This is a genomic window from Nocardia sp. Tas62D01 (assembly GCF_055232035.1).
On sequence record NZ_JBUYUZ010000001.1, the window covers coordinates 2110765 to 2136623 of the forward strand.

Annotated in this window: 26 protein-coding genes and 1 pseudogene; 16 read left to right on the plus strand and 11 right to left on the minus strand. The window is 67.3% G+C overall.

Annotated features, from left to right (window positions below; all coding sequences use genetic code 11):
* Positions 1 to 44 precede the first annotated feature (44 nt).
* Both ACV7NQ_RS10325 and ACV7NQ_RS10330 read left to right on the plus strand, forming a co-directional pair.
* Positions 45 to 1925 carry a molybdopterin-dependent oxidoreductase gene (locus ACV7NQ_RS10325; protein WP_463359419.1) on the plus strand — a complete coding sequence of 627 codons (1881 nt, stop codon included), beginning with the start codon at positions 45 to 47 and terminating at the stop codon, positions 1923 to 1925.
* Between the two features lie 70 nt (positions 1926 to 1995).
* A complete protein-coding gene (locus ACV7NQ_RS10330; protein ID WP_463359420.1) occupies positions 1996 to 2619 on the plus strand; it encodes a Uma2 family endonuclease in 624 nt (207 codons plus the stop codon).
* A 44-nt stretch (positions 2620 to 2663) separates the two neighbouring features.
* Here ACV7NQ_RS10330 and ACV7NQ_RS10335 read toward each other — a convergent pair whose 3' ends face one another.
* The 3 genes from ACV7NQ_RS10335 to ACV7NQ_RS10345 all read right to left on the minus strand — a co-directional run bounded on the left by ACV7NQ_RS10335 (position 2664) and on the right by ACV7NQ_RS10345 (position 5924).
* A complete protein-coding gene (locus ACV7NQ_RS10335; protein WP_463359421.1) occupies positions 2664 to 4139 on the minus strand; it encodes a DHA2 family efflux MFS transporter permease subunit in 1476 nt (491 codons plus the stop codon).
* A gap of 59 nt (positions 4140 to 4198) precedes the next feature.
* Entirely contained in the window at positions 4199 to 4888 is a 690-nt protein-coding gene (locus tag ACV7NQ_RS10340) for a PadR family transcriptional regulator (RefSeq protein WP_463359422.1), read from the minus strand.
* A gap of 226 nt (positions 4889 to 5114) precedes the next feature.
* Positions 5115 to 5924 carry a glycine betaine ABC transporter substrate-binding protein gene (locus ACV7NQ_RS10345; RefSeq protein WP_463359423.1) on the minus strand — a complete coding sequence of 270 codons (810 nt, stop codon included), beginning with the start codon at positions 5922 to 5924 and terminating at the stop codon, positions 5115 to 5117.
* A gap of 353 nt (positions 5925 to 6277) precedes the next feature.
* Here ACV7NQ_RS10345 and ACV7NQ_RS10350 point away from each other — a divergent pair, with 353 nt between their 5' ends.
* The 4 genes from ACV7NQ_RS10350 to ACV7NQ_RS10365 are packed head-to-tail and all read left to right on the plus strand — an operon-like array spanning position 6278 to position 9735.
* Positions 6278 to 7162: an ABC transporter substrate-binding protein gene (locus ACV7NQ_RS10350; RefSeq protein WP_463365609.1), complete on the plus strand. Its 885-nt coding sequence runs from the start codon at positions 6278 to 6280 to the stop codon at positions 7160 to 7162.
* Positions 7123 to 8325, plus strand: a complete 1203-nt coding sequence (locus ACV7NQ_RS10355) for an ABC transporter ATP-binding protein (RefSeq protein ID WP_463359424.1) — start codon at positions 7123 to 7125, stop codon at positions 8323 to 8325. Before ACV7NQ_RS10350 ends, ACV7NQ_RS10355 begins: the two co-directional genes overlap by 40 nt.
* Before the next feature lie 28 nt (positions 8326 to 8353).
* On the plus strand, positions 8354 to 9022 hold the full coding sequence (locus ACV7NQ_RS10360) for an ABC transporter permease (protein WP_463359425.1): 669 nt from the start codon (positions 8354 to 8356) through the stop codon (positions 9020 to 9022).
* The gene (locus ACV7NQ_RS10365; protein ID WP_463359426.1) at positions 9019 to 9735 is read left to right on the plus strand and encodes an ABC transporter permease; all 717 of its coding nucleotides are present in this window, start codon (positions 9019 to 9021) and stop codon (positions 9733 to 9735) included. Before ACV7NQ_RS10360 ends, ACV7NQ_RS10365 begins: the two co-directional genes overlap by 4 nt.
* Positions 9736 to 9821: 86 nt before the next feature.
* Here ACV7NQ_RS10365 and ACV7NQ_RS10370 read toward each other — a convergent pair whose 3' ends face one another.
* The 4 genes from ACV7NQ_RS10370 to ACV7NQ_RS10385 form a co-directional block, all read right to left on the minus strand.
* Positions 9822 to 11018: an NAD(P)-dependent malic enzyme gene (locus ACV7NQ_RS10370; RefSeq protein ID WP_463359427.1), complete on the minus strand. Its 1197-nt coding sequence runs from the start codon at positions 11016 to 11018 to the stop codon at positions 9822 to 9824.
* Between the two features lie 424 nt (positions 11019 to 11442).
* Complete coding sequence (locus ACV7NQ_RS10375; protein WP_463359428.1) at positions 11443 to 13002, minus strand: FAD-binding protein; 1560 nt, start codon at positions 13000 to 13002, stop codon at positions 11443 to 11445.
* Between the two features lie 51 nt (positions 13003 to 13053).
* Entirely contained in the window at positions 13054 to 13302 is a 249-nt protein-coding gene (locus ACV7NQ_RS10380; protein WP_463359429.1) for a hypothetical protein, read from the minus strand.
* A gap of 14 nt (positions 13303 to 13316) precedes the next feature.
* Entirely contained in the window at positions 13317 to 14171 is an 855-nt protein-coding gene (locus ACV7NQ_RS10385; protein WP_463359430.1) for a PHP domain-containing protein, read from the minus strand.
* A gap of 61 nt (positions 14172 to 14232) precedes the next feature.
* Between ACV7NQ_RS10385 and ACV7NQ_RS10390 the strand changes: the two genes are divergently transcribed.
* A complete protein-coding gene (locus tag ACV7NQ_RS10390) occupies positions 14233 to 15309 on the plus strand; it encodes a magnesium and cobalt transport protein CorA (RefSeq protein WP_463359431.1) in 1077 nt (358 codons plus the stop codon).
* 22 nt (positions 15310 to 15331) lie between these two features.
* Here ACV7NQ_RS10390 and ACV7NQ_RS10395 read toward each other — a convergent pair whose 3' ends face one another.
* The 3 genes and pseudogenes from ACV7NQ_RS10395 to ACV7NQ_RS10405 form a co-directional block, all read right to left on the minus strand.
* Complete coding sequence (locus tag ACV7NQ_RS10395) at positions 15332 to 15913, minus strand: suppressor of fused domain protein (protein ID WP_463359432.1); 582 nt, start codon at positions 15911 to 15913, stop codon at positions 15332 to 15334.
* Positions 15914 to 15917: 4 nt separating this feature from the next.
* Positions 15918 to 16409, minus strand: a complete 492-nt coding sequence (locus tag ACV7NQ_RS10400) for a YflT domain-containing protein (protein ID WP_463359433.1) — start codon at positions 16407 to 16409, stop codon at positions 15918 to 15920.
* 56 nt (positions 16410 to 16465) lie between these two features.
* Positions 16466 to 16684, minus strand: a pseudogene (locus ACV7NQ_RS10405) (CoA ester lyase); the annotation flags it as partial.
* Positions 16685 to 16815: 131 nt separating this feature from the next.
* Here ACV7NQ_RS10405 and ACV7NQ_RS10410 point away from each other — a divergent pair.
* From ACV7NQ_RS10410 to ACV7NQ_RS10450, 9 genes are all read left to right on the plus strand, one after another.
* The gene (locus ACV7NQ_RS10410) at positions 16816 to 18099 is read left to right on the plus strand and encodes a magnesium transporter MgtE N-terminal domain-containing protein (RefSeq protein WP_463359434.1); all 1284 of its coding nucleotides are present in this window, start codon (positions 16816 to 16818) and stop codon (positions 18097 to 18099) included.
* Positions 18092 to 18712 (plus strand): DUF1003 domain-containing protein, encoded by a 621-nt coding sequence (locus ACV7NQ_RS10415; protein ID WP_463359435.1) that lies wholly within the window; start codon positions 18092 to 18094, stop codon positions 18710 to 18712. Before ACV7NQ_RS10410 ends, ACV7NQ_RS10415 begins: the two co-directional genes overlap by 8 nt.
* A 118-nt stretch (positions 18713 to 18830) precedes the next feature.
* Positions 18831 to 20249, plus strand: coding sequence for a lytic transglycosylase domain-containing protein (locus ACV7NQ_RS10420; protein WP_463359436.1), 1419 nt, complete (start codon positions 18831 to 18833; stop codon positions 20247 to 20249).
* A gap of 113 nt (positions 20250 to 20362) precedes the next feature.
* The gene (locus ACV7NQ_RS10425; RefSeq protein ID WP_463359437.1) at positions 20363 to 21223 is read left to right on the plus strand and encodes a lytic transglycosylase domain-containing protein; all 861 of its coding nucleotides are present in this window, start codon (positions 20363 to 20365) and stop codon (positions 21221 to 21223) included.
* Positions 21224 to 21242: 19 nt separating this feature from the next.
* Positions 21243 to 22376, plus strand: coding sequence for an Mrp/NBP35 family ATP-binding protein (locus ACV7NQ_RS10430; RefSeq protein WP_463359438.1), 1134 nt, complete (start codon positions 21243 to 21245; stop codon positions 22374 to 22376).
* A 123-nt stretch (positions 22377 to 22499) separates the two neighbouring features.
* Positions 22500 to 22820 carry a DivIVA domain-containing protein gene (locus ACV7NQ_RS10435; RefSeq protein WP_463359439.1) on the plus strand — a complete coding sequence of 107 codons (321 nt, stop codon included), beginning with the start codon at positions 22500 to 22502 and terminating at the stop codon, positions 22818 to 22820.
* Positions 22817 to 23392, plus strand: coding sequence for a DNA-3-methyladenine glycosylase I (locus tag ACV7NQ_RS10440; RefSeq protein WP_463359440.1), 576 nt, complete (start codon positions 22817 to 22819; stop codon positions 23390 to 23392). The genes ACV7NQ_RS10435 and ACV7NQ_RS10440 overlap by 4 nt, the downstream gene beginning before the upstream one ends.
* A gap of 180 nt (positions 23393 to 23572) precedes the next feature.
* Positions 23573 to 23740: a DUF3117 domain-containing protein gene (locus ACV7NQ_RS10445; protein ID WP_011211259.1), complete on the plus strand. Its 168-nt coding sequence runs from the start codon at positions 23573 to 23575 to the stop codon at positions 23738 to 23740.
* A 19-nt stretch (positions 23741 to 23759) separates the two neighbouring features.
* Positions 23760 to 24587, plus strand: a complete 828-nt coding sequence (locus tag ACV7NQ_RS10450) for a putative RNA methyltransferase (RefSeq protein ID WP_463365610.1) — start codon at positions 23760 to 23762, stop codon at positions 24585 to 24587.
* A gap of 20 nt (positions 24588 to 24607) precedes the next feature.
* Here the strand turns inward: ACV7NQ_RS10450 and glgA are convergent, their stop codons facing one another.
* On the minus strand, positions 24608 to 25765 hold the full coding sequence (gene glgA / locus ACV7NQ_RS10455; RefSeq protein WP_463365611.1) for a glycogen synthase: 1158 nt from the start codon (positions 25763 to 25765) through the stop codon (positions 24608 to 24610).
* Positions 25766 to 25859 lie beyond the last annotated feature (94 nt).

Consider the following 25859-nt stretch of genomic DNA (forward strand, 5'->3'; position numbering starts at 1 on the left):
GTTTGGTCATATTTTGTGGTCGACCACGGCAGTAGGCTCAGTTCATGGCCGATCTGCGAATGCTGCGTGTGGTAGCGGGGATCGTTTCGGCCGGGCTGGCGCTCGGCGTCGCCGAACTGCTCGCCGCGTTCGGCGGACCCGACCGCGCGCCACTCACCGCCCTCGGCGGTACCGTCGTGGACCACACTCCGGACGGCCTGCGTGAATGGGTCATCAGCAACTTCGGCACCAACGACAAAACCGTGCTGTTCGTGTGTATCGCGGTGGTCGCCGTCCTGGCCGCCGGAGTGGCGGGCGCGATCGAACGTACCACTCGGGCGGCCGGTTCCATCCTGCTGGCACTCTTCGGCGTCATCGCGGCCGTCACTGCCGCCAACCGCAGCGACAGCATCGTCGGCGCCCTCCCCACCGTAATCGGCGTCGCCGCAGGCATTTACGCCCTGCGCACCCTGACCCGCCGTATCGATGCGGCCGTCGAAACGACCGCAACACCCGCGTCCGGACCGGCAGCCATCACACCACCGGCAGGCAATCCGCCAACAGCACCCACCCGCGGCTCGACCGCCCGAAGCATCGATACCGTAAAACAATTCACAGCAGATCCGACCGCAGGCGCGGCCGACGCAACCACCATCGACCACGCCGGCGACCGACAGGACGATGTCGCAGCACCCGCAGCGGCCAGCGAATCCACCAGTGCAGCAACACAACCCACGCCCCAGGCACCGAGCGGCGCCACCCCGGTCGATACGTCCATTCCGGCAGGCACCACACCGCAGCAGGTAGCCGCTACGAATCGGGCCGACGACCCGGTACCACGGCAAGCCGACACCACACAGCAGCGGGGGTTGGCAACACCAGAACGGCGGCAGGTACTGCGCGGCCTGGCCGTCGCCGGAGGGTTGGCCGTGCTCGCCGGAGTCGGTGGACGGCTGTTGGGTGCGCACCGACGGGATGTTTCCGGTGAGCGTGCGGCCGTACAAATACCGGGGCCGACCGCACCACAGACACCGCTGCTGCCGGACGCGGATCTCCGAGTGCCGGGGCTGACGCCGTATCTCACCTCGAACGCCGATTTCTATCGGATCGACACCGCGCTGATCGTCCCGCAGGTGTCCATAGACGATTGGTCGCTGCGCATCCACGGCATGGTGGATCGCGAAATCCGCATCAGCTGGGCCGATCTCGCGAATCGGCCGGTGGTCGAGAGCCTGGCGACACTGGCCTGTGTCTCGAATCCGGTGGGCGGCGACCTGATCGGCAATGCCCGCTGGCGCGGCTATCGCCTCGATGCACTGCTCGCCGAGGCGGGCCCGCACCCGGACGCCGATATGGTGCTCTCGCACAGCATCGACGGCTTCACCGCGGGCAGCCCGCTGGCCCTGCTGACCGACGGCCGCGACGCCCTGCTCGCGGTCGGCATGAACGGCGAACCGCTACCCGTCGCGCACGGCTACCCGGCCCGGCTTGTCGTGCCCGGCCTCTACGGATACGTCTCCGCCACCAAATGGGTGACCGAACTCGAGGTCACCCGATTCGACCGCGCCACCGCCTACTGGACCCGCCGCGGCTGGTCGGCCAACGGCCCGATCAAGACCGAAGCGCGAATCGATACCCCCCGCTCCCGAGCACGCGTGACGGCGGGCACCAACCCGATCGCGGGCATCGCCTGGGCCCAACACCGCGGCATCAAAACCGTCGAGGTCCAGATCGACAACGGCGACTGGCAACCCACCCGCCTGTCCACCGAACAATCCATCGACACCTGGCGCCAATGGGTCTACGACTGGACCGCCACCCCCGGCACCCACACCATCCGCGCCCGCGCCACCGACGGCACCGGCGAAACCCAAACCGCCGACCGCCGCGACGTCGTCCCCGACGGCGCTTCCGGCTACCCCACGGTCACGGTCCAGGTGAACTGACACCGGGATAGGATCAGACCAGGTAATCGGCGCAGTTCCCGTGATCTGGACCCAATCCCAAGGAGCGCACGTGTCCGCCATCTTCGACTGGGCGACTTCCGACAATTTGCAGCCAGAACCGGTCACCGTGGAGATCTGGAAAAAGCTGCCAGAGGACTACTGCCGTCAGGTCGAAGTGGTCAACGGCGAGGTCGTTCGGGCCGAGTCACCACAACGGGTACATCAGAAGGCCTCTCGCCGGATCAGCGAACTTATCGAGGCCGCCGCCGTGTCACATGTCAGCCGGTACGGAGGCTGCCTCGATGTCGACATGGATTTCGATGTGGTGCTCTGGGAATTTCCGAGGGCCACTATCCGTCGACCTGACGTCGCTCTGATCGACTGCGCCCCGAATGACCTACGGCCGTTGCCTGCGTCGCTGGTGAAACTCGCCGTTGAGGTGGTGTCCCCCGGGACCGAAATCGTCGATACGGCCGAAAAGAAGGCGGAATACGCGCTTGCCGGTATTCCGTGGTACTGGCTGGTCTGGGTAGCCGACAATCGTGTCGCCACAATTGAGATCCACGTATTGGATCATGTCCTCGGCCAATATCGTTCGCATTGCAAACTCCAACCGACCGATACCACGACAGAGATCGACGTCCCGATCCGCGTCGAGATCGACTGGAACCAGCTCGCAGACCTCATCCGCTGACGAGTGGTGCCCTGCGAGCGAATTGCTCACGGGGCACACGTAACTCACGCAGCGACGGTGTCGGCCTCGGTCGGTGCCTCCTTCCGGCCCGCGGTCGCGGACTGTCCGTGGCGGATGAAGAGGGCCGCGGCGATGACGCCGATGAGCAGGATGCCCGCGGGGAGCAGGATGGCCTGGCTGAGGGCGGTGCTGAAGGCGTCCTTGACGAACGCGGGGACGGGGCCGCCACCACCCTCGGAGACCTTGCCGCCGGACAGACCGTTGGCGGTCATGCGGGCGGCGACCAGTGCACTGATGGCCGCGCTGCCGAGCACCGACCCCACCTGGCGGGTGGTGTTGTAGACGCCAGCTCCGGCACCGGCCAACTGCACGGGCAGGTTGTGGGTGGCGGTCGAGGCCAGCGGCGCCCAGATGCAGGCGTTGGCGATACCGGCCAGCGCCGCCGACAGCAGGAACCACACGATCGAGGAATCCGGCTTCATCACCGCCGCGAACCAGAAGACCGATGCCGCGAACCCCATGAAACCGATGGTCGGCACAATCCGCGGATGGAACTTGTCGGAGTACTTGCCGATGACCGGCGCGAAGATACCGGTGACGATCGCCATCGGCGCAAAGACCAAGGCGGACTTGGTCGGTGACAGCTCGCGCACGGCCTGCAGGTAGAAGTACGACGGCACCATCATGGAGGTGACCGCAGCGCCCATCGTGGCGATGGCCACGTTCGACAGCGCGAAGTTTCGGTCACGGAACAGGCTCAACGGCAACAGCGGCTCGCCGGTATTGCGCGCCTGGTTCACCACGAACAGCGCGAGGAAGACCACGCCCGCGCCGATCATCAGCCAGATGCGCAGCGACCAGTCGTAGGTGTTGCCCTCCTGGATGCCGAACACCAGCAGGAATAGGCCGATACCGCTGAGCAGCACGCCGGGGATGTCGAACTTGTGCTCGTGCGTCGGCAGCGCGGGAACCAGCCATGCCGCCAGTGCGAAGGCGACGATGCCTACCGGGACGTTGACGATGAAGATCCACTCCCAGCCGAGCCCATCGACCAGCACGCCGCCGAGGATCGGGCCGACCAGAGTGGCGAGACCGGCCACGCCGCCCCACAGACCCATGGCCGCGCCGCGCTTGTCCGGCGGGAAGGTCCTGGTGATCACGGCCATCGTCTGCGGGGTCATCAGCGCGGCGCCGAGGCCCTGCACGGCACGCGCGCCGATGAGCATGGTGATGGTTCCGGACAGGCCACACCACAGCGACGCGGCGGTGAATACGGCCAGGCCGATGAGGTACATGTTCTTGGGTCCGTAGCGGTCACCGAGCCGACCGGTCATCAGCAGTGGCACCGCGTAGGTGAGCAGGTAGGCGCTGGTCACCCAGATCACCTGGGAGATGTCGGCGCCCAGATCTCTCATGATCGCCGGATTGGCGACCGCGACGATCGTCATGTCCAGCAGGATCATGAAGAAGCCGACGACAAGCGCGAAGAGCGCCAGCCACGGGTTGCGTTGGGTGGACATGGATTTCGTTCCTATCTGGAATGCTCCGGATGACAACGTTCAGCGAATGGACAGTTCGATCAGGGGGACAACGGCATCGTCCGCGCCCCGTGTCGGGGCGCCGGGGGCGGCGCGGAATGTGCGGCGTCGGGCCAGGTGTGGTGATCGGCGATCCGGACACCGGTGGTCTGATCGAATTCCTCCCACTCCAGCTCGCCGCTCTCGAGCTCGGCGCGCAGGTTCCCGACCCATTCGATCTCCGCGGCGATGGTGGCGCGCCGGTGCGGGAGCACAATCCAATAGCGGCGCGGGACACCCTTCATCCCCACCCACGTGACCATTATCTCCACATCGGCGAGATCGCGTTCCAGCTGCTCGAGGCGCTCCCGCAACAGCGCGAGCACATCCGGTTTGGGTAGATTGTGCGCCTCGGCGAGCGCGACGGGAAATATCGGATATTCCGGTGCGGGATACCGCAGGATCTCCGTGATCCTGGTGCGCAGTGCGGTGCGGCCGTCCTCGGTGATCCGGTAGGTGGTGCGCTCGGGCCGATTCCCTTCGCGGGCGACCCCTTCGGCCCGCACCAGTTCCTGATCGGCCAGTCGCGCCACCGTGTGGTAAAGCGAACCCGGCCGCACCTTTACCAGCAAGTCTTCACGGCGGGCGATCAGCAATTGATACATCTCGTAGGGATGCATGGGCCGCTCTTCGAGCAATGCGAGCACGGCGATCGCCAATGGCGTCACCGCGGAGCGCGCCTGCTGCCGCATACGGGTCACCTCCTGCAACTCCCGAGACCACGCACGCTAGTCGGGGCTACCGACATGCTCTCTAACTAAATATTCCATGTGGAATATACGGCGCGGAACAATGGGACCGCAAGATGCTGCGACCGAGCGAAAGTGTGATCGGGCGCATAGAAACCGCTGGACGGCTGCCGCGTCGCGACGATCGAGCAACACCCGAGCCGACGGTGGCGGCCGCCGAACGCGGCGCCTACAAAGCGTGCTCGTCCAACCAGGCGCGGGCCACGTCCGCCGGCACCGCGCCGTCGCGCACTCGGCGGATCATGTCGACGAGGTCATCGGTCGTGAGTTCGCCCGCGACGTAGTTGAGCTTGCGGGTCTGGCGCTCGTCGAGCATGTTCTTGCGGAACACCGCGAGCACATTCTCGGCTCGCACCGCGTAGTCGTCGTCGGACAGGATGGTCAGCCCGTCGGTCGCGCCGGGCGCAAGGGCGGGCGGCCCGGTCAGAATTCCGACCTGGATCTCGCCGTCCAGCAATGCCTTTCGCAAGGCGGTGGCATCGGGAAAGGGCTTGGTCCCGGCGAAGCCGCAGCCGGATACCTGCACCGGATTGGTGGGCGCGGACAGCACGCCGGGCACCGGAGCCACCCCGGCCTCGAGTTCACCGCAGCGCACGGCGAGGCCGCGGATCGACCGCACCTGGTCACGGGCCGCTACCGCCGCGGACAGCAGCACGCGAGATCGCAGGTCCGTACCGTCGGCCGGATCGGAGACTGCCAGCCCCTCCGGCAGCGACCGGTTCAGCGCCTCGGTCACCGACAGTTCCTGCGGCGTCGATCGGTTCGACCCATCGGTCACCCCGTCGGGCTTGTGCGCCCGCGAGGTGGCGTCCAGGAAGGCGAGCAGTTCGCCGTTGTATTCACCGACCACCGCCACGGTGCCCGCGTCCAGCGCGGCCAGATAGTCGGCGCGCTGGCCGAGATTCGCGGTGACGGAGGTGTGCGCGCCGGTGCGCGCCAGTGCTCCCGAATAGATTTGCGCAAGCAGATTTGATTCCACCGAATTACCCGCTCCCACCGCGATAGTCGGGGCCTGATCAGCGTTCCCGCAGGATACGACCAGCGCAACGGCCGCGACGACCAATGCCCGAGCCACTACCCGCCTCGACGCGGCCAATACCATCCGGTGACACCAACCCTCCGTAGCCAACAGGAACACCATGCAACGGGCAGTATGAACAACCAGAATGTACCGGTGGCCGTTCAGGCGCGGCCCCCGCCCTTGCCCTTGCCGGAAGGATTCCAGTGAAAACCACGATCTCCCCCGATGCCGCGCGGCCGGGGCGGTCCGCGCTGCGGCTGACGCTGCGCGCGGCCCGGTTCCTCGTCGCCGCCTCGGCGCTGGCCGCAGCCATGATCCTGTCCGCATGCGGCAACTCCGATCCACTCGCGGCAAAGGGCAGCTGCGGGGGCGATGGGCTGACCGTCGGCTCGGCGAACTTCCCGGAATCCGAGACCGTCGCCAACATCTACGCGGAAGTCTTGCGCGTCAACGGATTCAAGGTCGACACCCGGCTCAATATCGGCAGCCGCGAGGCCTACATCCCGGCACTGCGTCAGTGCGCGATCTCGGTGATTTCGGAGTACAACGGCAACCTGCTGCAGTACCTGGACAAGAACGCGACCGCCACCAGCTCGGCCGACATCGACAGCGCGCTGACCAAGGCGCTCGGCTCCGACCTCGCCATCGGCACCCCGGCGCCCGGCCAGGACTCCGACGCGGTGGTAGTCACCAAGGACACCGCAGATCGCTGGAATCTGCACTCCATCGGCGATCTCGCCGCCCATTCGGCCGAGGTGAAGTTCGGCGCGCCTGCCGAATTCCAGGAGCGAGCAGGCGGTTTGCCCGGGCTGAAGAAGAACTACAACCTCGACATCGCCGCGAACAACTTCGTGCCGATCGCCGATGGCGGCGGGCCCGCCACGGTGCGCGCACTGATCGACGGCCAGGTGACCGCAGCCAATATTTTCACCACCTCGCCCGCGATCGCGCAGAACAACCTTGTCGTGCTGGAAGATCCGAAGCACAACTTCCCGGCGCAGAACGTGGTCCCGCTGTTCAATGCCGCCAAGAAGACCGACAAGGCGCTCAACGCGCTGAACGCCGTCTCCGCGAAACTGACCACCGACGAGCTGATCAAGCTCAACGATGCGGTCTCCGGCAGCAGTAAGACCGAACCCAAGGCCGCTGCCGTGGCATGGGTTGCCGCCCAGGGGCTGAACACGCAGATCGGTTAGGAGCCCCAAGCGTGTCCGATATCGAATTCAGCGGTATCAGCAAGACGTATCCGGATGGCACCCAAGCCGTCACCGAACTCGACCTGCGCGTCGAATCGGGATCCTTCACCGTGTTCGTCGGCCCGTCCGGCTGCGGCAAGACCACCTCGATGCGGATGATCAACCGAATGATCCGCCCGAGTACCGGCACGATCACCATTGCCGGGCAGGATATTTCGGCGGTTGATCCGGTCAAGCTGCGGCTCGGCATCGGATATGTGATCCAAAGCGGCGGGCTGCTTCCGCACCGCACCGTCGTCGACAATGTCGCGACGGTGCCGGTGCTGCGCGGTGATTCGCGACGGGCGGCCCGAGCGGCGGCGCTGGAGGTGCTGGACCGGGTCGGCCTGGACCGTTCGCAGGCCGGGCGTTATCCGGCGCAGCTTTCCGGCGGGCAGCAGCAGCGCGTCGGCGTGGCACGGGCACTGGCGGCCGACCCGCCGGTACTGCTGATGGACGAGCCGTTCAGCGCGGTCGATCCGGTGGTGCGCGCCGAGCTCCAGGTCGAAATGCAAAGGCTGCAAGCCGAATTGCACAAGACCATCGTGTTCGTCACCCATGACATCGACGAGGCGATCACCCTCGGCGACCGGGTCGCGGTGTTCGGGCGCGGCGGCGTGCTCCAACAGTACGATCCGCCGCAACGCGTGCTGTCCCAGCCCGCCACCGATTTCGTCGCCGATTTCGTCGGCCGCGACCGCGGCTATCGCGGACTGTCCTTCCGGACCGCGAATGGCGTTCCGTTGCATGAGATCCGGACCGCGACCGCCGACCAGGTGGCAAAGCTGCGCCTGGAGCGCGGCGATTGGGTGCTGGTGGTCGACGCGGACGGTCGCCCCACCGGTTGGGTCGATGTGACCGGTGTCGAAAGGGTGCGGGCGCGACGGCCGCTGCACGATAGTATGGCCGCCGGCGGGTCGCTGTTCACGCCCGCCGGCGACCTGCGCCAGGCGCTGGACGCCGCGATTTCTTCGCCCTCCGGAATCGGTGTGGCCGTGGATGATTCGGGCGCCGTGCGCGGTGGCGTGTTGGCCACCGAGATCCTCGCGCAACTGGCCGGGCAACGCGCATCCGAAGACGCCGAACGCAACCGCCACTTCTTCGAACAGGATGCCGCGCAATGAGCGGACCACGCGCGGGGTGGTGGGCCGCATGAGGTATTTGATCGATAATTTTTCGGAGATCATGGGGTTCACCAAGACCCACCTGTACCTCGCGTTGGTGCCGCTGGCGCTCGGGTTCGTGATCGCGATTCCGGTGGGGGCGTTGGTCCGTCGGGTGTCGTGGCTGCGGCGGGTCACCGTGACGGTATCCAGCCTGGCCTACACGGTGCCGTCGCTTGCGCTGTTCGTGATCATCCCGCCGCTGGTGGGAATTTCGACCATCGACCCGCTGAATGTGATCATCGCGCTCACCGTGTATTCCACCGCGCTGCTGGTGATCGCGGTGCCCACGGCGCTGGATTCGGTGTCCGCCGATGTGGTCGATGCCGCCGACGCGGTCGGGTTCAGTCCACTGCGGCGCACGCTGACCGTCGATATGCCGCTTGCCGTACCGGTGTTCGTGTCCAGCCTGCGGGTGGTGGTGGTCACCAATATCGCCATGGTCTCGGTCGGCGCGCTGATCGGTGTCGGCGGGCTCGGCAAGCTGTTCACCCAGGGCTATCAGCGTGACTACCCTGACGAGATCATCGCGGGCATCATCGTGACGCTGGCGCTCGCCTTGATTTTCGACCGGCTGGTGTACGCGATCGGCCGCTGGTCGACGCCGTGGGCGCGGGCCGATGCCAGGGCCGCGAAAGCGAAAGGGGCAGCGGCATGAACCTTTTCCTGGACGCCTGGCACTACCTCACCGACGGCGCGAACTGGAGCGGGCCCACCGGCATCGAATACCGCATCGCCGAACACCTTTGGTACAGCTTCCTCGCGGTCGTCGCATCGGCCGTCGTCGCGGTGCCGCTCGGACTGATCATCGGCCACACAAAGCGCGGCGCGGCCGTGCTCGTCGGCTTCGCCAACGCCATGCGCGCCCTGCCCACCCTCGGTCTGCTCACCTTCCTGGTGTTGCTGATGGGTCTCGGCCCGGCGCCGCCGCTGCTTGCCCTCGTCACGGTCGGCATCCCGCCGCTGCTGGCGGGCGCCTACGCCGGAATCGCCAATGTCCCCGCGGATGTCGTCGACGCCTCCCGCGCCATGGGCATGACCGAAACCCAGATCCTGTTCCGCGTGGAAGTCCCCAACGCCCTGCCGATCCTGCTCGCCGGCCTGCGCGGCGCCACCCTCCAGGTGGTCGCCACCGCGACCATCGCTGCCTACGTCAATCTCGGCGGCCTCGGCCGCTACATCTTCGACGGCATCGGCCTCTACCGCTACGACCGCGTGCTCGTCGGCGCGCTCCTGGTAGCCCTGCTCGCCATGTTCCTCGACGGCCTGCTCGCCTTCACTGTCTGGGCCAGCGCCCCGGGCACCGGCCGCCTGCGCCGCTCGAGCCAGGTAGCGCTGACACCGGCCTCCATCGTGCGTACCGCAGACTGAGCGAACACGAAAGCAGCAAAGAAACACGAAGGCGCCCCGCTCGAAATGAGCGGGGCGCCTTCGTGTCAGTACCGACTACGCCGGAATCAGGCAACGCCCTCGGCGCGGGCGGCGGCCGCGACGGCCGCGGCGACGGCCGGGGCGACGCGCGGGTCCAGCGGGCTGGGGACGATCTTCTCCGGGCCCAGTTCGTCGGCGACCACGCTCAGGATGGCGGCGGCGGCGGCGATCTTCATGCCCTCGGTGATGCGGCGCGCACCGGCATCCAGGGCGCCCTTGAAGACGCCAGGGAAGGCAAGCACGTTGTTGATCTGGTTCGGGAAGTCGCTACGGCCGGTGGCCACGATGGCGGCGTACTTGCGGGCCACCTCGGGGTGAATCTCCGGGTCGGGGTTGGACATCGCGAACACGATCGACTCCGGGGCCATCGAGGCGATGACCTCCTCGGCGATGAGTCCGGCGGACAGGCCGAGGAACACGTCGGCGCCGGCCAGCGCCTCGGCGGCGCCACCGGTCAGCCCGCGCGGGTTGGTGCGCAGCGTCAGTTCGGCCTTCACGTCATTGAGGTCGCTGCGGTCGCGGCCGACAATGCCCTTGGAGTCGAGCACGGTCACGTCCTGGACGCCCGCTGCCAGCAGGATGTTGGTGCACGCGACACCGGCGGCGCCGGCTCCCGACACCACGACCTTCAGCCCGGCGGTGCCGCGGCCCTGCACCCTGGCGGCGCCGTTGAGGGCGGCGAGCACCACGATGGCGGTGCCGTGCTGGTCGTCGTGCATGACCGGGCAGTCGAGCGCCTCGATCAGCCGCTTCTCGATTTCGAAGCAGCGCGGGGCCGAGATGTCTTCCAGGTTCACCGCGCCGAAGCTCGGGCGCAGCCGGATGATCGTCTCGACGATCTCGTCGGAATCCTTGGTGTCCAGCACGATCGGGATCGAGTTCAGGCCGGCGAACTTCTTGAACAGCGCCGCCTTGCCCTCCATCACCGGCAGCGCGGCGCGCGGGCCGATGTCGCCGAGGCCGAGCACGGCGGTGCCGTCGCTGACCACGACGACTAGCCGATCGGTCCAGGTATAGCGCTTACACAGCGCCTCGTCGGTGGCAATCGCGCGGCTGACCTGAGCCACGCCGGGAGTGTAGGCGATCGAAAGGTCGCGCTGAGTCTGCAGCGGCGCGGCGAGTTCGACCGAGAGCTTACCGCCGAGGTGACCCGCGAAAATCTCTTCGTGAGTGATCTCGGGAAGGCTGGCAGTAACATTCGGTGCGTCAGTCACAGGTGACACGATTTCACTCCTGCTCGGGTCGGGCACAACCGGGAAACGGCTACCGCCGGGTACATAGGTAATAGGTGACTCTTACCGCTCATCAAGTGCGCTGACCGGTCCGTTTCGAGGCGGCTTGCTATCGGGCAAGCAATGCTGAGGACTCGATCACGTGGCGCGGCACTGATCCGCAGAGCGGGACCCGGACGGGTAGGTCCGGACGGAACATACGGAGAGATCCTCGGGTCGCGACGGTGCGTCGCGACGCGGAGATCCCCGTGATTCCCGAACCCGACGGTGGCGAAGGATGGGAATCCGCAACATTCTGCCAGCCGGGTCGACGACTCACCAAACCGGCGTGTCGGATCCGGGTTCTGCGCCATTCTCCGAGGGTAGGCCGCCGGAATTACCCGAAGGTAAGCGGAAACTCGCACCTCGCAACTGCTCACAACGGCAGCGGATGGCCCGCGGTGAGGTCGGGGGCCACCGACCCTCGCACGTCCGCCCGCACCCATACCGTGTCGAGCCCCCCGGACGTCAGCCGCACCCGCCAATCGGCCGCAGCCTCCGGGTGGTCGGTGCGCCGGTGCATGCCCCGGCTCTCGGTCCGCGCGAGCGCGCTGTATTTGGTCCACCGTGCGACCGCTAGCAGTGACGCCGCCTGCCTGGCCCGCAGTCGGTCCGCGCCGGTTCCGCCGAGATCGAATTCGGCGCCCGGCCACATGCCGTCGAGTTCGGCGATGCTGTCGTGCAGGCTCCCGGCACTGCGCCAGTAGCTGCGCCGCAGCGGCAGCGTGTGTTCCTGCACCAGCCCGACCACCGCGCGCGGGTCGATGCGCGCCACCGCATTCAGTCCCGCCCCGGGCACTTCGCGGGCCGGGCCGAGCTTGCCCCTGGCTCGCGCGAATCCAGCGGCGCCCGACCCGGCCCACACGCCCGAGGCGATAGCCCACGCGCCGCCCTGCCCGCCGAATCCGCTTACGGCTCCGGTGATCGGTTCCCGCGTGGTCACATCGCCCGCGCCGTAGAGTCCGGCCACCGTGGTCGCGCAGTCCGTTCCGGCGATGCGCAATCCACCGGTGCCCCGCACGGTGCCCTCCAGCACCGCACGCAACGGGACCCGCCTGGTCCGGTCCACCACGCCCTGCCTGGACAACCAGCAGCGCACCGCATAGGGCACGTCGTCGAGTGCGGCATATACGCGGCGGCCGTCGGCGATCGCCTCGAAGGCCGCGGAGCGGTGGCCGGTGATGGCGGCGCCGGATTCGTCGTAGAGGGTGGCGAAATGCAGGGCAAGGCCCGGGGTGAACGTCGAATTCAGCACCGGCTCCAGACCGTAGGCGCTGGAGAATTCCATGCCCGACAGTTGTGCACCGGCCTCGGCGGCGAGCAGCAGTCCGTCGCCGGTGTCCACATCGGTGCCGGCGCCGCCGGACAGGAACGCGCAGCCGCCGGTCGCAACCACCACCGCACCGGCCCGCACCGACCAACCGCCAAACCTGTTGTGCTGCTGCACCCCGGCCGCCCCGGCCACCACACCGTCGCGATCGACGAGCAGTTGCAGCGCGGGATGGTAATCGAGAATGCGCACCCCCGCGTCGAGCAGGCTGCGGCGCATCCGGCGCAGATAGCTCGCGCCGTCCAGGCACACCCGCAGCGCGGTGCACCCCTCCCCCGACGGCGTTCCCCGCTCACCGGGGAATCGATAGCCCCACCGCGCCAACTGTTCGACCCGCAGGTGCGTTTCCTCCAGCACCCGCAGCATCCAGTCCGGGTCGCCGAGACCGCCGCCGTGCGCGTACGCGCGCCCCACCGCCTCGTCCCTGGCCGAGCCGGGCGGGATATTCCACAGCGATGTCGTCCCGAACGCGGTGGGTCCGCTGGTACCGCAGCGGCCCTTGTCGACCAGTACCACCTGGGCACCCGTGGCGGCGGCGGAGACGGCGGCCCAGGCCCCGGCGGGGCCGCCGCCCAGAACCAGTACCTCCGTCTCGATTTCGCTCACAAAGAGAAATATTCGACCACAATTCACCCGGCCGCAACCATTATGGGAATTTCAGCTCCACCACTGGGTCCACAGCAATAAACCTGCCACCAAGAAAACAACCACCGATCCGGAAAAAGCGACAAAACCCCGATGTCTATCTGAAAAAATCTGCGCCACCACGGCGATCGCGGACGCGGCCAGATGCCAAGTCACCGACACGCCGCCCGGGCCGGGAAACTTGCGCTGGGCAGCGACGATCGCGGTGCCGACGACAACGAGTGTGAGCACGAACGTCCCGGCGGCGACAACTCCGCTCATGCCGCGCACCACTCTCACGAGGCGATCACCGGCACCCCCGTGGCTTTGCCCGCGAGTTTCTCGAATTGCGCCGGATCGGTGGTGAATTCACCGAGCCGAATGGTTTTGTTGGCACCGTGATAATCCGACGAGCCGGTGGTGAGCAGACCCAGCTCCGCCGCCAGCTCTCCCAGCACCGCGCGGTCGGTCGCCGAATGGTCCGGGTGGTCGATCTCCAGCCCGCCGAGCCCGACCGTGGCAAGGTCCCGAATATCCGCCAGCGCCAATAGCCGGCCGCGCTTGCGCGCCCTCGTATGCGCGAGCACGCTCACCCCGCCCGCGGTGGCGATCATTTCGACAGCCCGGCGCAGCGGCGTGTCGGCCTTCTCGGCGTAATACGGTCCGTGCGGCGCAAGCAGTTCGGTGAAAGCCGCGTCCACGCTCGGCACCACACCCGCCTCGACCAGCGCCCGCGCCAGATGCGGACGCCCGGCCGATGGCCCGGCCGAAGCCAGCACCGCGTCGGGATCGATCGGCAGCCCGTCGGCCCGCATCCGCTCGGCCATCGCACGCAGTCGGTCGACGCGTTCGGCGCGCAACCGCTCCCGCTCGCCGGCGAAACAGCGATCGGTCGGGTCGAACAGATACGCAAGCAGATGCACCGGAACCGGCCAGCCGTCCTCACCGAGGCCGACGCACGACATCTCGATCCCGCGCACCAGCGTCAGCCCCTTCGGCAGCGCGTCCACCGCCTCGGACCACCCCGCAGTGGTGTCGTGATCGGTGATCGCGACGACATCCAGGCCGGCGGCGGCCGCGTTCCGAACAAGTTCGGCCGGGGTGTCGGTGCCGTCGGACGCGGTCGAATGGGTATGCAGGTCGATGCGCACGCTTCCAGTCTTACAGTGCCGTGACCACCGACCGCACGCGCACGCGACGTAGCATCATGCCGTGCCTTCTATACCGCCGCTGCCGTCGTTCCGCGGCCAGGCCCGGGCGGCGACCCCGCTGCCCCACATTCCCGTCCCCACCGCGCGGGCCGTCATCGACTGCGCGGTCTACGTCGAAGGCAAACGGCTACCGGGCCGGTTCACCCACGAGACCGCCCTCGCCGAGATCCACGCGCGCGGAACCGGTTACGTGTGGGTCGGCCTGCACCAGCCCGACGAGTTCCAAATGACCAACATCGCAAAGGCTTTCGGCCTGCACCCGCTCGCCGTCGAAGACGCCGTGAAGTCCCATCAGCGGCCCAAACTGGACCGCTACGACGACACCCTGTTCCTGGTGCTGCGCACCGTCAGCTACGTCGAGCACGACCTGCACGCCATCAGTGAGATCGTCGAGACCGGCGACATCATGGTCTTCACCGGCCCCGATTTCGCGGTGACCGTGCGACACGGCGAGCACACCGGACTCGCGGGTGTCCGACGGGAATTGGAGGACCGTCCCGAACAACTCGCCCTCGGCCCAGGCGCGGTGCTGCACGCAGTCGCCGACCATGTGGTGGATTCCTACATCGAGGTGGCCCAATCGGTCGAGAACGATATCGATGAGATGGAAGAAGAGGTCTTCACCCCGCACAATCAGGTCACCATCGAGTCGATCTACCAGCTCAAGCGTGAAGTCGTCGAACTGCGGCGCGCGGTCAATCCGCTCGCGATTCCGCTGCAACTGCTCGGGCACAAGCCGGATCTACCGCTGCCCAAGGAGATTCGCCGTTACCTCCGCGACGTCGCCGACCACCACACCGCCGTCGCCGAACGCATCTCCGATTTCGACGAATCGCTGAGCGAGCTGGTCAGCGCCGCGCTGGCCAAGATCGGCGTGCAGCAGAACACTGATATGCGCAAGATCTCGTCCTGGGTCGCCATCGCCGCGGTGCCGACCATGATCGCGGGCATCTATGGGATGAACTTCGAGCACATGCCGGAATTGAAGCAGACCTGGGGTTATCCGGTTGTCCTTGCGGTGATCGTTACCATCTGCACCGGCTTGTACATCAACTTTCATCGTAACAACTGGCTGTAAGCGCGAACCACGCCGAATACAGTCAGAGACTGGCCGCGCCCCGTGTCGGATCGTGGATGTCGATGCCCGCTTCCGTCCACGCATCCCGCAAGGCCTGCGCACCACGCACCCGCACCCAGGCTGCTTCGGTCGCGGTCACCGGGACCACCGTGAGATACCGAACCGGTTCGGCAGGCTCTGGCAACACCACCTCGGGAATTTCGCTCTCGCCCAACAGAACCGCGGTGAACGGCGTATCCCGCCATATCGGCTCACCCAGGTCGAGCAGCGCATCCGCTTGCAGCACAACACCTTCCACCGCGGGTGCGGCGGCGAGGACACCGAGCGTACGGGCCAGCCCCGAACTCGCACACGCACCGGCCCGCAGGCTCAGCACCAACTCTGCGCGCGGCCCGCGCACCGGATCCGCGAGCAGGTCACCGGGATCGCCCATCGGATGGCGCGAGCCACCCAGCGTGACGTAGTGCACCAGATCGCCCGCGGGGATTCGCAGTATTTCGATGGGCTCCAACCCGAGGAACGTCACAGACGCCGAATCGACACCGGAAGCGTTCATCCCGAAGTGATCCAGCACTCCGGTGCGGACCTGCTCCACTACCTCCATGCGCTCAGATCGCCAGCCGTGCCAGCATGTCGCGCGCCTGCTCGGCCGACTTCGGATCACACAGCACGTCGTAGCGGCCCGCCACCAACTGCATGGTGGAGGCGAAGTCGCGCTGCCCCTTGGTCGCCGCGTACGGGATCGAAGTGGAGATGACGCCGAAGATGATGCCGCCGACCAGGCCGACCAACAGCGGACCCAGCGCACCGCTGGTGGTGAACAGACCGAGCAGCAGGCCGAGGAACAGGCCGAGCCAGGCGCCCGACGCTACGCCGCCACCGATGACCTTGCCCCAGGTCAGGCGGTATAGGACGCGCTCGACCTGCATCAGGTCGACGCCGACGATGGTCACGTCCTGCACCGTGAACTCACCGTCGGCCAGAAAATCGACCGCCTTCTGCGCCTCGGCATAGGTCGGGTAGGAGCCCACCGGCCAGCCCGACGGCGGCGTCGGCAGACCCTGCCGCGCGCGGTTCGCGTTCCCCATGGGATTCGTCATGTCTCTATTGTGCTATTCCTACTGGTCGTTCGCTGGTGTGAAACGCAAGGTGGCTCTCATTGAGACGAACGCGTCATTCCCGCCGCCCGGCCCTTGTCGGGGATCACCTGGGCCATCTTCGCGCTCGCCTCGTCGATCATCTCGTCACCGAGCATCACCGCACCGCGCGCACCGCCCGCCGCGGAGGTGTGGAAGGCATAGGCGTCCAGAATCAGCTCGGCGCAGTCGTAATCGGCCTGGCGCGGGCTGAAAATCTCGTTGGCGGAGTCGATCTGGCCCTTGGCCTTCTCGATCATTTTCGGGTTGCCGCGGGGCAGGCGAGCACCGAACGGCGCGGCTTCACGATCACCCCCGTCGATTGTGGCGTGGTACGTGCACTGGTCAGCGAACCTCTAGCCTGACAGCCATGGCAGCAACCAGGGTTTACGTCGCCAGGCTCGCCGGCCTGGTAGTGCTGGGGCCGGACGGCGAGTCTATCGGCCGGATCCGCGACGTCGTCGTGGCCATCCGGTACAACGGCCAACAGCCCCGCGTCCACGGCCTCGTCGTCGAATTGCCCACCCGGCGGCGGATTTTCGTGCCGATGCTGCGGGTCACCGCGATCGAGCCCGGCGTCGTGACACTGAATACCGGCACGGTGAGCCTGCGCCGTTTCGCGCAGCGGCCGGGCGAACTTCTCGCGATCGCTCAGATTGTGGATTCCACGGTGCGCGTGAATGATCCGGATCTGCCTGACCTCGCCGGTGTCGGGGTCTTCGTGGCCGATCTGGGGATCGAGCAGACCAGGACAAGGGACTGGGTGGTGACCAGGGTGGCGGTGCGCGGGCACCGGCGCATCGGCCGCCGCCGCACCGTGCACGTGGTGGATTGGACGCAGGTGACCGGTCTCACCCCCTACGAGGTGGGCAGGCCCGGCCAGGACGTCGCCCAATTGCTGTCGCAGTTCGAGGGCCTGCGCCCCGCCGACGTCGCGCACCTGCTGCGTGAGCTGCCGGAGAAGCGGCGGATCGAGGTCGCCGAGGCACTCGATGACGAACGGCTCGCCGACGTCGTGCAGGAGCTGCCCGACGACGACCAGGTCGACCTGCTCGGCCACCTGGAGGTGCGCCGCGCCGCCGACGTGCTCGAGGCTATGGACCCCGACGACGCCGCCGACCTGCTCGGCGAGCTGTCCAAGGGGGAACGTGAATCGCTGCTGGCCTTGATGGATCCGGAAGAATCCGAGCCGGTGCGCCGACTGCTGGAGCATTCACCCGACACCGCGGGCGGCATGATGACCCCGAAACCGGTGATCCTCACCCCGGCGACCACGGTCGCCGAGGCGCTGGCCCGGGTGCGCAATCCGGATCTGACTCCGGCGCTGGCCTCCATGGTGTTCGTGGTGCGCCCGCCGACCGCGACACCGACCGGCCGCTACCTCGGCTGCGTGCACACCCAGCAGCTGCTGCGTGAGCCGCCCGCGCATCTGGTCGGCGGCGTCCTGGACACCCTGGCCCCACTTCGGGCCGATGCCCCGCTCGGTGCGGTGACGCGCTACTTCGCCACCTACAACCTGGTCTGCGGGCCGGTGGTCGACGAGGAGAATCACCTGCTCGGTGCGGTGAGCGTCGACGATGTCCTCGATCATCTGCTGCCGGAGGATTGGCGCGAGCACGAAGAGACGCACGAGGGAGTGGCGGGACATGAATGACAAACCCTCGAGCGGGAGCAAGACGGGACTGAGCACGGCGCGTCAGCGTCTGGAGACGCCGGTCGAATCCCGGTTCCGGATCGACTGGGATGCCGAGGCGCTGGCCCGCAGCAGTGAACGGGTCGCTCGGTTCCTCGGCACCGGTCGATACCTGGCGATCCAGACCGTCATGGTGATCTTCTGGATCGGCCTGAACGTGTTCGTAATCGCGCTGCGCTGGGACCCGTATCCGTTCATCTTGCTCAACCTGGCGTTCTCCACCCAGGCCGCGTACGCGGCGCCGTTGATCCTGCTCGCGCAGAACCGACAGGACAATCGCGACCGAGTGTCGTTGGAAGAGGACCGGACCCGCGCCGCACAGACCAAGGCGGACACCGAGTTTCTCGCCCGCGAACTCGCGGCACTGCGCATCGCGGTCGGAGAGGTGGCCACCCGCGACTACCTGCGCCGGGAGTTGGACGAGATGCGGGAGGTGCTCGACCGCATCGAGGCCGCGGCCGGGTCTTCGGATCAGGCGCCCAGCTCCGATAAGCCCGCAAAGGCGAATCGCAAGAAAAGCTCCGGCCGAAAGCAGGGCGTGGACCCGGAATGGCCGCTACGAGCTCATGATTGACCGGAAATGCTCAACAACACACCTACTGGTGGGTAACCTGGAGAACGTTGTCCCGAGCTGCCGGGCAGGGGATGTACCGGACACGTGCTCTCACGACGTAGAGGATTGGTGTGGCCGAATGCGAATATCTGCTCCGATAACCGTGTCGGCCCTTGTCGTCGCGGGTCTCGTCTCCGCTGGATCGGCTTCTCACACAACACAATCGAGCATTCCACCCAAGGCTCCGGAGGCGCTGCTCGCCGCGTCGACCGGCCCCGGCGGCGTCGGTGATGCGGCGAGCAATGCCGCGGACGCGCCATTGTCCCGGACTGTTGGCCTGCTTCCGGTGACGCCTGAGCCGCCCCGCAAACTTCGAGCGATGACTCCGGGGGTCGATGGCATGCCGATGTTCGCGGGTTCGGTGCCGTTGTACGACATCTCGCTGCCCATGACCGGCGGCGCGTTGGGCATTCCGGAGCTCGTGCTCGCGGCCTACCGCAATGCCGAACTGGCGCTGGAATCCTCGATGCCCGGCTGTGGTCTGTCCTGGAGCCTGCTTGCCGGTATCGGCCGCATCGAATCCGGGCACGCGGGCGGCGGACGCACCGATGCGGCGGGCACGACCGTCGCGCCGATCTTCGGCCCGGCGCTGGACGGCAGCCTGCCGGGTAACGAAGTGATCAAGGCCGCCGACGGCAGCGCGGTGCGCGCCATCGGCCCGATGCAGTTCCTGCCAGGCACCTGGTCTCGCTACGCCGCCGACGGCAACGGTGACGGAATCGCCGACCCGCACAACGTGTTCGACGCGTCGCTGGCCGCGGGCAAGTACCTGTGCTCGGGCGGGCTCGACCTACGTGACCCGGCCCAGGAACTACGCGCGGTGCTGCGCTACAACAACTCGATGGCCTACGCCGTCAACGTGTTGAGTTGGTCGGTGGCCTACCGCACCGGCGGCACTCCCAGCCAGGTCAGCATCGCCCCCGATCTGATCCCGCCGGGCACCTCGCCCATTCAGGCCGGGCCGGACGTGGCCGCGGTCAACACGACGGTCACCACGACCACCACCGAGTTGCCACCGAACACCGCGACCACCGTCAACCCCGCGGCTCCGACCCAAGTGATGATCACCATCCCCGGTCTGCCGCCGATCCCGTGCGGTATCTTCTGCCCGCCGCCCGCACCGAAACCCGCGAATCCCTGTGACCCGCCTGTGGTTCCGGCCGTGATGCCACGTCCAGGCGAACGCGCGAAACCCCTCGCACCCCGACAGACCTACGGGGCGGGCGAAGAACCCTACGCCACCGACCAGCCCCAGCACGAGCAGAACCAACCCCGCCCCGCCGAATGCGTACAGCCGCAGCCCGGGCCCGACGCGGCGGCTCAGCCGCAGGTTCAGCAGACGCCGGAGCAGCAGGCTCAGACACCCGCCGAGACTCCCGAGCCGGGCCCGACGAAGTCCGCCGAACCGGCGCCTCCGGTCGCACCGACCCCCACTCAGGCGCCGGGCATTACGTTGCCGTTCGGCATCGTTATCCCACTTCAGGCACCACAGGGCTGAGCCACACTGGGAAACAGGTAACGAAGTAATAACAAAAAGGTCTCGAATGCGGTACTCTCTTCTTCGTCCATCACGAAGGGCTCGTCATCGAGTCAATGGAGGGTCACCGCACAGTGGGACGTCACCGAAAACAGCCGCCCGCGACCGTTAGGCGCAGCTCCGTAATCGCATTGACCGGATTGGTTCCCGCTGGACTCGTGGCGGTCACCGCCGCGAGCGACGTGGGTAGCACCAATCAATTTGCAGCTTCAGTCCAGCAACATCTTCCGGGGGAGCACGGGCCCAGGCCCCCGGCCGTCACGGAACCAGTAGCGGCGGCCGAATTCGTCGCCCACGCAATGGCCCGACCGGCGCCGAGCGCGCCGCCCGTCGTGAAAACCGTTGCGCTGCCGGGCGGTAGACAGCCCGCAGCCCTGCCCGCAGGGCCATTGGGTGTCCCCGGCATCGCCATCGCGGCCTACCAATCCGCCGAACGCACCCTCGCCGCCGAGAACCCGGCCTGCGGCATGCCCTGGTATCTACTCGCCGGCATCGGCCGAGTCGAATCGACACATGACTTCGGCGGCAAGGCCGACGCGGACGGCAATCCGCTGACGCCGGTCTACGGACCGGTGCTCGACGGCAGCCTGTCGGGCAACCACGTCATCCACGATTCCGACGGCGGCGCGCTCGACGGTCTCGCCGGATACGACCGCGCCATCGGACCGATGCAGTTCCTGCCCGAGACGTGGAAGCACTACGCCTCCGACGGCAACGGCGACGGCATCGCCGATCCACAGAACCTCTTCGACGCGGCGCTGACCGCCGGAAAGTACCTGTGTGACGGCGGTTTGAACATGCGCGATCTCACCCAGCAGACCAAGGCGATTCTGCGCTACAACAACTCGATGGCCTATGTCGCGAACGTCATGGCATGGGCAACGTCCTACAGCAGCGGCATCGCTCCGCGGCCCGGACAGCTGCCACGAATCTGACACAACGTAAAATTGTGCCATGTCAGTGATTACGGAAGCGGATGTGCGGGGAGCCCTCGCAAAGGTCGACGATCCGGAGATCCGCAAACCGATTACCGAACTCGGCATGGTGAAAAGTATTGCGATCGGCGCCGACAGCAATGTCCACATCGAGGTCTATCTGACGACAGCGGGTTGCCCGCTGCGCACCGAGATCACGCAGCGGGTCACCAAGGCGGTCGCCGACGTCGCAGGCGTCGGCGCCGTCACGGTCGAGCTCGACGTGATGGACGACGAGCAGCGCACCAACCTGCGCAAGCAACTGCGAGGCGACTCGGCCGATCCGGTGATCCCCTTCGCCCAGCCCGGGTCGCTGACCCGCGTGTACACGGTGGCCTCCGGTAAGGGCGGCGTCGGAAAGTCCAGTGTCACGGTGAATCTCGCCGCCGCGATGGCCGCGCGCGGTCTCTCGGTGGGTGTGCTGGACGCGGACATCTACGGTCACTCGGTCCCCCGCATGCTCGGCACCGACGCCCGGCCGACCCAGGTCGAGCGAATGATCATGCCGCCGAGCAAGCACGGCGTGAAGATGATCTCCATCGCGCAGTTCACCCAGGGCAATACGCCGGTGGTGTGGCGCGGCCCGATGCTGCACCGGGCACTGCAGCAGTTCCTCGCCGACGTGTTCTGGGGCGATCTGGACGTCCTGCTGCTCGACCTGCCGCCCGGCACCGGCGATGTGGCCATCTCCATCGCCCAGCTCATTCCCGGCGCGGAGATCCTCGTCGTCACCACCCCGCAGCCCGCTGCCGCGGAGGTCGCCGAGCGCGCGGGCGCGATCGCACTGCAGACCCGCCAGCGCATCGCGGGTGTCATCGAGAATATGTCCTGGCTCGATCTGCCCGACGGCACCCGGATGGACCTCTACGGCTCCGGCGGCGGCCAGGCCGTCTCCGAGCGCCTGACCCGGGCCGTCGGCGCCGATGTTCCGCTGCTCGGCCAGATCCCGATCGAACAGGCGCTGCGCGAGTCGGGCGACGAAGGCACCCCCCTCGTGCTGCGCGACCCGGAGAACCCGGCCGCCAAGGCGCTGCTGGACATCGCCGACAAACTCGCCGTCCGCCGCCGGGGTCTGGCGGGCATGTCCCTCGGCATCGACACGACGCGCCGCTAATCGGGTTTTGGGCGTACCCGACGAGTTACCCATGTCCGTGCGAAATCAGTCGTCGCGACAAAAGACTGATTTCCGCGGGGTGAGCCGTGCCCGGTGTCGGTGCGGCCCAATAAGCTCGTAGGCATGCTCACGCTGCTGTTGTATGTGCTGATCGTCGGCTTGGTCGCCGCGGTGCTGTTTCTGGTCGCCAGTGCGGTCTTCGGGCGGTCGGAGGAGCTCGGCCCACTACCGGAGGGAACGACGGCGACCGTGCTGCCCACCGAGGGGATCAGCGGCGCCGATGTGCGGGCGCTGCGGTTCCAGCAGGTGGTTCGTGGCTACAAGGCGGGCGAGGTGGACTGGGCGCTGACCCGGCTGGCCGCCAGGATCGACGAGCTGCAGCTACAGCTGGCCGAGGCGCGCAGCGTCGCACGGCAGGCGTCGGTCGCGCCCGAGCCGAAGTGACCGCTGAGACGACCGCGGTCGACGCTGTGGCGACCGATGGCCGGATCCGCTGCCCGTGGTCGGAGGCATCCCAGCTCTACCGCGACTATCACGATCTCGAATGGGGCAAGCCGCAGCACGGCGACGACGCCATGTTCGAGCGGCTGTGCCTCGAGGCGTTCCAATCGGGGCTGGCCTGGATCACCATCCTGCGCAAGCGGCCCGCCTTCCGCACCGCATTTGCCGGGTTCGCGATCGACCGGGTGGCCGAGTTCGGCGACGCCGATGTGGCCCGGCTGCTCGCCGATCCCGGCATCGTGCGCAACCGATTGAAGATCGACGCCGCGATTGCCAACGCCCGGGTTGCTCGCAACCTCGACAGCGGCCTCGACGAGTTGATCTGGTCGTTCGCGCCACCGCCGCGCCCGCGCCCGCGCGCGGTCGGCGACGTACCCGCGACCACGCCCGAATCCATTGCTCTGGCAAAAGAATTGAAGCGACGAGGATTCCGTTTCGTCGGCCCGACAACCGCCTACGCACTGATGCAGGCGACCGGAATGGTCGACGATCACCTGGCCGATTGCTGGGTCTGAGGTGACCTGCCCAACACCGACCCAGCGGTCACATTTCGAACTCAGGTATCCGTCCACTCCGGCGATAGGGAAGAATAGGACCGGTGTAGCTCGCCAAATGCCGGCGAGCTCGCCTGTTGGTGACAACTGGAGTTCCAAGAAAGTGCGCAGCATATCGCGCAGATCTGGAGGGAGCAGAGGATGGCGGCCATGAAGCCCCGCACCGGGGACGGTCCCCTCGAAGCAACCAAGGAAGGGCGTGGAATCGTCATGCGGGTTCCACTCGAGGGTGGCGGGCGTTTGGTCGTTGAACTCACGCCGGATGAGGCAGCAGCGCTCGGTGACGAACTGAAGAGTGTCACCAGCTAGTCGCTCGGCACTTGCTGATGTGGCCGGTCTGTTGGCCTGCCCGGAATGTGGCCTGGGATTCGAATTTCAGGATCGGGTTTTGCGCTGCGGAACCGGGCACAGTTTCGACGTTGCCCGACAGGGTTACGTCAGTCTGTTGACTGGCGCGTCGACCAAGATGACCGGTGATACCGCGGCGATGCTCGACGCGCGTGCCGCATTCCAGGGCGGAGGACATTTCGCGCCGATCGCCACTGCGGTCGCCGCGGCCGTTACCTCGGGCGACGACGCGCCCGCCACCGTGTTGGAGGTCGGTGCAGGCACTGGCTATTACCTCAACGGGGTGCTCGTCGCCGCGCCGGACGCTCGCGGGATCGCGTTGGACGTGGCCAAGCCCGCGGCGCGGCGCGGCGCCCGTGCGCATCCGCGCGCCGCATCTGTGCTTGCCGACGCCTGGCGCGGACTGCCGATCCGGGACGGCGCGCTGAGCCGGGTGCTCTCGGTGTTCGCGCCACGCAATCCCAGCGAGGTGGCCAGGGCGCTCGCGACGGACGGTCTGTTCGTCGTTGCCACCCCCACCGAACGACATCTGGCCGAGCTGATCGGACCGCTCGGCATGGTGAGTGTGGACCCGGACAAGGATCGGCGCTTGGCCGAGGCGATGTCCGGCCATTTCGAGAGCGTGGACCGTACCGTCGTCGAGTATTCGATGCGGCTCGCCCGTGCCGATGTGCGGAATGTCGTGGTAATGGGCCCATCCGCACACCATGCGGAACTGTCCGAGGATTCGCGGCTGGCCGCCATACCGGAGGTTGCCGACGTCACCGCGTCGGTACTGGTGTCCACCTATCGGGCACCGTCGAACTGAGAACGGGGACCGGCTCGGCGTCAGAGATTGCGGACCTGTTCGTAGACCTGAACCGTGCGGGCCGCGACCTGTGACCAATCGAATTCGGCGATCGCCCGCGCCCGGCCGGCGGCGCCGAATTCCGCGGCCAGCACGGGGTTACCGGCGACCTCGTTCACGGCCACCGCCAGTTCTCGCTCGTATTGTTCGCCCGCGCCCGCGTCGTAGTGCACCAGCCGACCGGTCGCGCCGTCGGCGACGACCTCCGGGATACCACCGACATCGGAGGCGACGACCGCGGTCGCGCACGCCATCGCCTCCAGGTTCACGATGCCCAGTGGCTCGTAGACCGAGGGACAGACGAATACCGTGGCGGCGGCCAGGATCTGCCGGATCTGCTCGGTCGGCAGCATCTCCTGCACCCAGAACACATTGCCGCGAGTGCGCTGCAGCTCGCCGACCGCCGCGGACACCTCCTGCTCGAGCTCCCTGGTGTCGGCCGCACCGGCGCACAGCACCAGTTGGATATTGGGATCGACGTTCCTCGCCGCGGCGAGCAGGTGCCCGACGCCCTTCTGTCGGGTGATCCGACCGACGAAGGCCACGATCGGCCGATCGGTGCGCACCCTGAGCTCGGTCAGGATCTGGCGGGAGTCCACGGCGGGCGGACCAGCATGCCACACGGTAGCGTCGATGCCGTTGCGCACCACATGAACCCGATCCGGGTCGATCGCCGGGTAGGCGTCGAGAACATCGTGGCGCATGCCCCTGCTCACCGCGATGATGGCGTCGGCGTGTTCGACGGCGTTGCGTTCCGACCACGAGGACAGCCGATAGCCGCCGCCGAGCTGTTCGGCCTTCCACGGCCGCCGCGGCTCCAGCGAATGCGCGGTCAACACGTGAGGAATCCCATAGAGCGTGGCGGCGAGGTGCCCGGCCAGCCCGGTATACCAGGTGTGCGAATGCACCACGTCCACCTGCCCGGCGGCATCGGCCATGCGCAGCTGGGCCGAGATCATCTGCAGCGCGGCGTTGGCGGCATAGAGCATCGGATCCGGTTGGTGCACCACGGCATCCGTGCGCGGTACGCCCATGCAATGCACGGTCACCTCGCACAACTGCCGCAACTGTGCAGCCAGCTGGGTGATGTGCACGCCCGCCCCGCCGTAGACCTCGGGTGGATATTCGCGAGTCAACATGGCGACGCGAAGCCTGTCGTGCTCGGCGCTGTGCTCCCGGCGCTCAGCGCTGTGCTCCCTTCCGCCGGTACCGCCGGATTCCGCCGATCCCCCG

Bases quoted from the DNA above. Each gene is read 5' to 3' on its own strand.
- ACV7NQ_RS10325 (WP_463359419.1), top strand. From the start codon at position 45: ATGGCCGATCTGCGAATGCTGCGTGTGGTAGCGGGGATCGTTTCGGCC.
- ACV7NQ_RS10335 (WP_463359421.1), bottom strand. From the start codon at position 4,139: ATGTCCACCCAACGCAACCCGTGGCTGGCGCTCTTCGCGCTTGTCGTC.
- ACV7NQ_RS10340 (WP_463359422.1), bottom strand. From the start codon at position 4,888: ATGCGGCAGCAGGCGCGCTCCGCGGTGACGCCATTGGCGATCGCCGTG.
- ACV7NQ_RS10350 (WP_463365609.1), top strand. From the start codon at position 6,278: ATGATCCTGTCCGCATGCGGCAACTCCGATCCACTCGCGGCAAAGGGC.
- ACV7NQ_RS10355 (WP_463359424.1), top strand. From the start codon at position 7,123: ATGGGTTGCCGCCCAGGGGCTGAACACGCAGATCGGTTAGGAGCCCCA.
- ACV7NQ_RS10360 (WP_463359425.1), top strand. From the start codon at position 8,354: ATGAGGTATTTGATCGATAATTTTTCGGAGATCATGGGGTTCACCAAG.
- ACV7NQ_RS10365 (WP_463359426.1), top strand. From the start codon at position 9,019: ATGAACCTTTTCCTGGACGCCTGGCACTACCTCACCGACGGCGCGAAC.
- ACV7NQ_RS10380 (WP_463359429.1), bottom strand. From the start codon at position 13,302: ATGAGCGGAGTTGTCGCCGCCGGGACGTTCGTGCTCACACTCGTTGTC.
- ACV7NQ_RS10395 (WP_463359432.1), bottom strand. From the start codon at position 15,913: ATGGAGGTAGTGGAGCAGGTCCGCACCGGAGTGCTGGATCACTTCGGG.
- ACV7NQ_RS10400 (WP_463359433.1), bottom strand. From the start codon at position 16,409: ATGACGAATCCCATGGGGAACGCGAACCGCGCGCGGCAGGGTCTGCCG.
- ACV7NQ_RS10410 (WP_463359434.1), top strand. From the start codon at position 16,816: ATGGCAGCAACCAGGGTTTACGTCGCCAGGCTCGCCGGCCTGGTAGTG.
- ACV7NQ_RS10415 (WP_463359435.1), top strand. From the start codon at position 18,092: ATGAATGACAAACCCTCGAGCGGGAGCAAGACGGGACTGAGCACGGCG.
- ACV7NQ_RS10420 (WP_463359436.1), top strand. From the start codon at position 18,831: ATGCGAATATCTGCTCCGATAACCGTGTCGGCCCTTGTCGTCGCGGGT.
- ACV7NQ_RS10430 (WP_463359438.1), top strand. From the start codon at position 21,243: ATGTCAGTGATTACGGAAGCGGATGTGCGGGGAGCCCTCGCAAAGGTC.
- ACV7NQ_RS10435 (WP_463359439.1), top strand. From the start codon at position 22,500: ATGCTCACGCTGCTGTTGTATGTGCTGATCGTCGGCTTGGTCGCCGCG.
- ACV7NQ_RS10445 (WP_011211259.1), top strand. From the start codon at position 23,573: ATGGCGGCCATGAAGCCCCGCACCGGGGACGGTCCCCTCGAAGCAACC.
- glgA (WP_463365611.1), bottom strand. From the start codon at position 25,765: ATGTTGACTCGCGAATATCCACCCGAGGTCTACGGCGGGGCGGGCGTG.